Source organism: Candidatus Albibeggiatoa sp. nov. BB20 (assembly GCA_016744725.1).
GTDB lineage: Bacteria > Pseudomonadota > Gammaproteobacteria > Beggiatoales > Beggiatoaceae > Albibeggiatoa.
On record JADGDW010000143.1, the window covers coordinates 1 to 8,027 of the forward strand.

The 8,027-nt window shown below is 38.6% G+C and carries 4 protein-coding genes; 3 read left to right on the forward strand and 1 reads right to left on the reverse strand.

The genetic code is table 11. From position 1 onward, the window contains the following. Positions 1-751 precede the first annotated feature (751 nt). From ABXH34_RS14475 to ftsE, 3 genes are all read left to right on the forward strand, one after another. Complete coding sequence (locus ABXH34_RS14475; protein WP_353572596.1) at positions 752-1,906, forward strand: efflux RND transporter periplasmic adaptor subunit; 1,155 nt, start codon at positions 752-754, stop codon at positions 1,904-1,906. Next, positions 1,903-4,983, forward strand: a complete 3,081-nt coding sequence (locus ABXH34_RS14480) for an efflux RND transporter permease subunit (RefSeq protein ID WP_353572597.1) — start codon at positions 1,903-1,905, stop codon at positions 4,981-4,983. Before ABXH34_RS14475 ends, ABXH34_RS14480 begins: the two co-directional genes overlap by 4 nt. A 232-nt stretch (positions 4,984-5,215) precedes the next feature. Next, positions 5,216-5,869 carry a cell division ATP-binding protein FtsE gene (gene ftsE / locus ABXH34_RS14485; protein ID WP_353572598.1) on the forward strand — a complete coding sequence of 218 codons (654 nt, stop codon included), beginning with the start codon at positions 5,216-5,218 and terminating at the stop codon, positions 5,867-5,869. Between the two features lie 229 nt (positions 5,870-6,098). Here the strand turns inward: ftsE and ABXH34_RS14490 are convergent, their stop codons facing one another. Next, on the reverse strand, positions 6,099-7,685 hold the full coding sequence (locus ABXH34_RS14490; RefSeq protein WP_353572599.1) for a peptide chain release factor 3: 1,587 nt from the start codon (positions 7,683-7,685) through the stop codon (positions 6,099-6,101). Positions 7,686-8,027 lie beyond the last annotated feature (342 nt).

Below are 8,027 nucleotides of genomic sequence, written 5' to 3' on the forward strand. Positions count from 1 at the left end.
ATATTTATGATACCGTGTCATTTTTATCAATATAAATCAATTTTTTGTATAAAATATTCATGTGGGGTGGAATAGATGCGCCCCGAATATTAATCAGGTATGGACTCATTATCACGCACCATATTCCACCTTTTCAATACCCAATATCTTTGGTGGAAAACACTGCGCTATTCCACCCTACTAAAGTTCATTTTTATACGAAGTTCAATATAGCTAACAGGACTGCCAATCCTAACACATAAAAAGGAATTAACTCTCGCTCAAACCCATAACAATTCCCTAATTTAACAGGAGTTTAACTTTGTTGATTCATTTAGCATTTCCCTTTTTTTCCTCTCTCCTACTTGGCTTTATCCATTCATAAATTGAAAAGATGATTGATAGGCTTTAAGATGGTGACTTAAAGCTTCTTATTATAGGAAAATCTAATTTTTTTATAGGTTTATAATATAATTTTATAATTTAGAATGAGTGGCTTTTATGAACTTCCGTTATGCTTAATGCGGGATACTGTAGAACTTAACTCATAGCTAAGTTTGAATTATATCTAAAAATTATACATAATTAGCCTTGTGATAAAAAAGGGAATTTAGCTGAGAAAGCCTACATTAAAATTTCAAACGCCTATAAAAATCAGATAATTGGCGTTATAGAATGTGCCCAATAAGCTAAAATCAATATAAAGCACACATTTTTGGAGGGGAGAGAGATGAGACATAATAATAGGATAGTCTATTTCCTGATGGGACTGATGAGTTGCAGCTTTGTGCTATGTAGTTGCAAGCCATCTGAACCCGCAATATCAGAACAAGATACCGTTCGCCCAGTGCGCTATCAGCAAGTATTTAGTAAAGGTGGTATTGGACAGGCACGAAGTTTTGCAGGTCTGTCACAAACTGGGATTGAAATTAAACTGGGCTTCCAAGTCGCAGGCATAGTGGATAAGATTCTTGTGAAAACAGGCGATAGAGTCCGCACCAAACAAATGCTTGCAATATTGGAAACAACTAAATATCAGCGATCTTTGCAAAAAATGGAAGATTCCTTAGCTGAGTCACAAAAACTAGCACAAGATGCCCGCAAACATTATGACCAAGTGCGCCAGCTGTATGACCAAGATATGAATTTGCAAGATGATTTAGATATTGCACGTAATTTTGCTGAACAAGCGCGTAATGATGTTCGTTTAGCGAGTAAAGAGCTTGAAACAGCTAGAACCAACCACACCCACACCCGTTTATTATCTCCACAAGTTTGTCAAATAAAAAAGGTTTTAATTGAAGTTAATCAAAGGGTCACTGTTGGAGAACCTGCATTCACTATCGTGTGTGGTGAACAAATTCAAGTACAAGTCGCAATGTCTATTAATTTACTACCAGATATACAACAAGGTCATCAAGTTAAGGTCTTTTTTGAAGCGATTCATCAACGCCCATTCACAGGTAAAGTGGTAGACATTGCTGATGAGCCAATTGGACAAACTCAACGTTACTCTATCATGATACAACTGAAAGAGTCAGACAAGCGTTTACGTCCGAATCTGGCCGCTGAAGTTGAATTTCAGTTAAATATGCCAAATAAACGACCTGTTATTTTAGTACCAACCATTGCAGTCGGTGAAGATGGCATAGGCCGTTTTGTCTATGTGGTTGAAAAAGTAACTGATGATGGTTTAGGGGTTGTGCATCGGCGTGAGATTGAAATTGGTCGTTTGACTGAAGAGGGTTTAGAAGTGTTATCAGGTTTACAAAGCGGTGAACGGGTTGTGACTGCAGGTTTTAGCCAATTGAAAGAAGGTTTGACGGTGCGTTTTCCAGAACAAGGCAATCACTATCATTCTGAAACAGGTCATTTATCACACACTATTTACCTCATTCTTGCCCACGCAGGAGACGAAGCGTCGTGAATTTTAGTCAATCAGCGGTCAAACACAGTCGACTCAGCATCGTTTTAGTGCTGAGTTTACTGATTTGGGGCAGCTATGCGTACTTGCAATTAGCACGTGATGTTGCCCCACATTTTTCATTGCGTACGATTCAAATTGTGACACAATTGCCTTATGCTAATCCACAACAAGTCGAAAACTTTGTAAGCAAGCCACTAGAACAGCTTTTGCAAAAAATGTCGATTGTCGATTTTGTCACCAGTGAATCTAGCAATAATACCTCTTTTATTTCAGTGCATTTAAAACCTAAAATCATGTCTGATCGTCTATGGCAGGAATTACATTTTGCTATGGCTGAAGTGAAGCACCTGTTGCCAATCAATGCAATAGGGCCTTTTATTCACGATGAAGGGGATTTATTTGGGATTGTGTTAGGCGTAACAGCTGAAGGATTTTCTGACCAAGAAGTACAAGATATTACTCAAGAAGTACAGCAACACTTACAATTATTAACCGAAGTCAATGAAGTCAAAATGTACGGTGCACAAAAGCCAGCGATTTTAATTGAATATGATCCGAAACAATTGGCTCTGTGGCAACTGACACCCGAAGACCTTAACCAAGCATTACAACAGCAACAAATTGAATTTGATGAGTTAACTTTAGATATTGACCAAGAAAAAGTAAAGCTAGAAATCAGGCAACCTGATACTGCCATTGAAGCCTTAGAACAAATCGTAATTTCTGCACCAGAGCAAAGTATTTTCCTACATCAAGTTGCTAACATTTCTCAAACATTTTCCCTTAATCATTTAAAAGTTCATGCAACGGGTAAAAATGCCACTGTTTTAGCAGTTTCAATGCGCCAAGATGGCAATTTAACCAAAATCAGTCGTCAAGTACGTGAGCTATTGCAAGATTTAAAAGCCCGTTATCCCATCGGTTTAGATTTTCAAATGATTACCTGTCAGCCAAAGCAAGTTGAAAAAGTATTAAATAAATATTTACAACCATTGGCTATTTCCTTAGTTGTCGTTGCCGTATTATTTTTATTGGTTTTAGGGCTACGGATGGGCTTCATTGTTTCTTTGCTGATTCCTTTAACATTGGCAGTCATTTTTGTAGGTTTATGGTCATTAGGCCTACAGCTAGATAAAATCACTATTATTGCTATATTTATTTCTTTAGTGCCTATTACCTATCATGGTGTTGTGGTGGCTGATGCGATGAAGATTGCCATGCAACAAGGTGATGATCCGATTGCTGCATTGAAAACTCTACAAAATCCTGCACTGATTGGCGTTTTGGTCGTAACCAGTATATTCATGCCAATTTTATTGGGTAAATCTGCAACGCTAGAATATGTTTCCCCCTTATTTATCGTGATTTTACTAGGTTTATTAGGTAGTTATGTTTTAGCATTTAGCATTATTCCCTTGTGGGTCATGCAATTTGTAGACGTAACCGAAAAACCTCATAAAGTCCAATTTGATAGTTATTACCATGAACAATACCAGCATCTTTTATTTGGCTTTTTGCACCATAGACGATTGACAAGCTTGCTCTTTATTTTAAGTATCTTGGCCATTTTTTATAGCGCACAATTCTTGCGCTCAGGTTTTTTACCTGATTCACAATGTCCTTATTTTAAAGTGGAGTTGGAATTACCACCCACCACCCCATTAGAAAAAACAGGACAGATTGTACAAAAAATTGAAGGCTTTTTACAAAATCATGCCGATAAAACGTCACAAGATACAAAAAATAATTTTGTGACCCATTGGGTTAGTTATATTGGTGGTGGTGGGCCTCGTTTTATATTGCAACATATTCCGCAATCAACCCATTCTAACCATGCTTTACTGGTTATCCATGTCAATGATGAACACATAATTGATCCATTTACCGCTAAATTGGAACATTTTGTTTATTCTCAATTTCCTGATGTGGGTTTGAGAATCCAAAAAATTGCTCATGGCGTGCCTGTGAAACATCCTGTCGAAATTCGTTTAACCAGTAGTGATGAAAAATTATTGCTCAATATCAGCCAAGCTACTGTTGAAAAATTAGCCAAAGTGGCAGGAACAAAAAATGTAACCACAGACTGGGGCAATAAAGTTAAAAAATTATTGATTAAACCTGATGCACAGCGGATGCAGCAATTTGGTGTGACTCATCATGCCTTAGTGACTGCGTTGCAAAGTGGGTTTGCAGGAATAGATGTAGCTCAATATCAAACCATGCAACAGCGTATTTCTGTAGTTTTACATGAACAATCAGAACGATTACAGAATATTAAACGTTTAGAAAATTTATTAGTTTATGCAAATACAGTGCAGCAGTATATTCGTTTAAAACAGGTTGTAGAAATTGAATTAGTTTGGGAATATCCAAAACGGGTGCGTCGTGATGGTTGGTATACAGTAACGATTGGAGCAGATGTGCGGCACTATACCCATGCTTTCAGTGTTGTGCGTAACATGCAAGAATGGTTATTACAGCAAGATTGGCGTGGACCTTATCAATATCATTTTGGTGGCCAATACGAGCTGGCGGTACAGTCTTATCAAGCGGTTCAGCCTTATCTCGCCTTAAGTGGTTTTATCATTTTGGCTTTGCTGGCATTTCAGTTTAATTCATTGCGCAATATCATCGTAGCTTTGATCGCAGTACCCTTTATGAGCATTGGGGTTTTAGCAGGTTTATGGGCAGTGAATGGGACGATTGATTTGATGTTTGTATTGGGTTGTTTGATTATTGGGGCATTTAGTGTCCAGCAATCCATGTTGTGGTTAACCCGCAAATTGCCGAATGCCAATAAATATGAGCTATTACTTAGTAGTTCACAATATCACTTTAGAGCCATGTCACCTGTGATTTTAATCAGCTTATTTGCCTTGTTACCAATGTGGTTAATAGATTGTCCATTATTAAAAGGTTTGTTAGCCGCGTTAACTTTTGGTCTGTTATTCCTATCGGTTGTGAGCTTTATCATTTTGCCTGTGCTTTATGGATTATTATTTGGTTTGAGCTTTAATGATTATTCAAAAGCCAGCAAAAACAAGTTGAAACAAGCTTTGAGTAATGATGAATTATGATAAAGTACGGTGCTATGTTTTATTTTAGTTAAGCAATATTAAGCTTGTAGGCGTGCAAATGAGTGTTTGTCGCAGTAGAATAATCTGTATTTCTGCAAGCTGATATGTCCATTTGATACTATTTCGTGTCACCATATTTAAGCATTTGCATCAACAGCAGGTCGTCCTGAGCAATTTAAAAACGGTTCATGTTTATAGGTAGGCGACCAATTCTAAAGGAATCCAAACTTGTATGATTGCTTTTAACGAAGTGACAAAGCGTTATCCTAATGGTTATGAGGCATTGCGCAGGGTGAATTTCAATATTGAGCATGGGGAAATGGTCTTTTTAACGGGACATTCAGGTGCAGGTAAAAGTACCTTATTACGCTTGATTGCTTTGATCGAACGCAGTACGCAAGGGCAAATTATTATTAATGGCCAACATTTAGCGCGTTTGAGTGCGTCAAAAATTCCTTATTTGCGGCGTAACATCGGCGTGACATTTCAAGATCATCATTTATTAACTGATAGAACGGTGTTTGACAATGTTGCATTGCCTCTTGTGATCGCAGGTTATCGTCCTCAAGAAATTCGGCGGCGGGTTCGAGCCGCATTGGACAAAGTGGGATTATTAAATAAAGAAAAAAACTATCCGATTACTTTATCAGGCGGACAACAACAACGGGTTGGGATTGCACGTGCCGTTGTGAATAAACCCCCTATTTTGCTAGCGGATGAGCCAACAGGAAATCTTGATCCCACTTTAGCCAAAGAAATCATGCAATTGTTCGCACAATTTAATCAAGTTGGGGTCACGGTATTGATTGCGTCTCATGCTTTAGGTTTGATTAAGTCTTTGAATTGCCGTACTTTGATTTTGCAGCAAGGCGAGTTATTCATGTAAGTTGGATAAGTTGAAATGGAATTCGTAGGATGGATAAGCGATAGCGTCATCCGTCATTTTGGGAAATTGCACCAAAATAAATATGCAGCCCCAAACATGGATGAGTTCGTAAGACGGATAAGCGATAGTAATATCATCCGTCATTTTGGGAAGTTGCACCACACTGAATTATTTGATGTTATTTCGGTGGATGACGCTGCGCTTATCCACCCTACGTGCCACGTGCTATTTAATGTTCACGAGTTGCAAAAAACCGAACATCTGGCCAGCGTTCTTGGGCTAAACTCAAGTTAACCCGCGTTGGCGCGATAAAAGTCAAATTATTAGCTACATCCAATGCTAAATTATTAAAGGCTTTTTTCTTAAACTCTTCAAACAATTTTTCATCTTCAGACTCAACCCAACGTGCTGTGGCTACTTGTACATTTTCAAAGTCACACTCTACGTTATACTCATTTTTGAGTCGCCATTTCACCACATCAAACTGCAATATACCCACCGCACCTAAGATTAAATCATTGCTGTTCAACGGTCTGAATAATTGGGTTGCCCCTTCTTCACACAATTGAGTTAAGCCTTTTAGCAACGCTTTCATGCGTAATGGGTCTCTTAGTCGTGCACGGCGGAAAATTTCAGGGGCAAAATGTGGAATACCTGTAAATTTCAACACTTCACCTTGCGTAAATGTATCGCCGATTTGAATAGTGCCATGGTTATGTAAGCCGATAATATCACCGGGGTAGGCTTCTTCGGTGTGTTCACGTTCACCCGCCATAAAGGTCATGGCATTGGCAATTTGTACATCACGGTTGATGCGGACATGGCGCATTTTCATATTTTTATTGTATTTGCCAGAACAAACTCTTAAGAATGCAATGCGATCGCGGTGAGCGGGATCCATATTGGCTTGAATTTTAAATATGAATCCTGAGAATTTATCTTCTTTAGGTTCAATTTCACGGTCAATTGTAGAGCGGGTTTGCGGCTGTGGAGCATATTCACAAAAGCTGTCGAGTAAGGCTTTGACCCCGAAATTATTGATGGCTGAACCGAAATAAACAGGGGTTAACTTTCCTGCTAAAAATCCATCTAAATCAAATTTATGGCTTGCACCAAGTACCAATTCAATTTCTTCTTCTAGTTCTTCAATCTGACTTTCACCAAGTGCAGCGCGTAAACTTTCATCTTGTAAACTTTCAAAACGTTGGCCTTCTGCTGCAATGGCGTTGCTTTTCCCTGGCTCGAACAAAGTGATGCTGCCATCTTCAACGCTGTAAATGCCTTTAAATCTTTTACCCATACCAATTGGCCATGTCATAGGCGCACATTGAATTTTTAATACGTCTTCAATTTCGTCTAGCACTTCGATAGGATCGCGGCCTTCACGATCTAGTTTATTGATAAAGGTGATAATTGGTGTATGGCGCAAACGGCATACATCAAGTAATTTGATCGTGCGTTCTTCTACACCTTTGGCTATGTCAATCACCATTAATGCGGAATCCACAGCAGTGAGAGTACGATAGGTATCCTCTGAGAAGTCTTCATGTCCGGGGGTATCAAGGAGGTTAATGGTTTTGTCGCCGTAAGGAAATTGCATGACTGAGGAGGTTACAGAGATACCACGTTGTTTTTCTAATTCCATCCAATCAGAGGTTGCATGACGACTGGCTTTACGGCCTTTTACCGTACCTGCCATTTGAATTGCACCGCCGAATAATAATAATTTTTCAGTGAGGGTGGTTTTACCCGCGTCAGGATGCGAGATGATGGCAAAGGTTCGTCGTTTATCGATTTCCTCAATCAAGGTACTCATGCTAGGTTTCGCTTGTCAGTTATCAGTAAGTCATTATCAGTAAATAGTAAGTCAAATGGTTATTTGTATTTCTGATAAAAAGGGCGTGTATTCTAGCGTAAAAATCTATTTGATGTGACTTTTCTTTAAAATAGTCAATGAGTCATAATGGATTGAACCGAAGGATTACTCCTGTTTTTACACTCAGCTTTAACCTATTGTGCTTGCATGTCTCAGTTCATATTTTAAAAGTTATAATTCGAGTATAAAAAATCCTGTCCACCCTTCAACCCATTTAATCTTGTTCCAACCCCTCAAAATAGCTATGAATGTCTAACAAGCATTCCTCCAGTTTTCTAACGC

Coding starts and splice junctions, on each gene's coding strand:
- ABXH34_RS14475 (WP_353572596.1), top strand. CDS start 752: ATGAGTTGCAGCTTTGTGCTATGTAGTTGCAAGCCATCTGAACCCGCA.
- ABXH34_RS14490 (WP_353572599.1), bottom strand. CDS start 7,685: ATGAGTACCTTGATTGAGGAAATCGATAAACGACGAACCTTTGCCATC.
- ftsE (WP_353572598.1), top strand. CDS start 5,216: ATGATTGCTTTTAACGAAGTGACAAAGCGTTATCCTAATGGTTATGAG.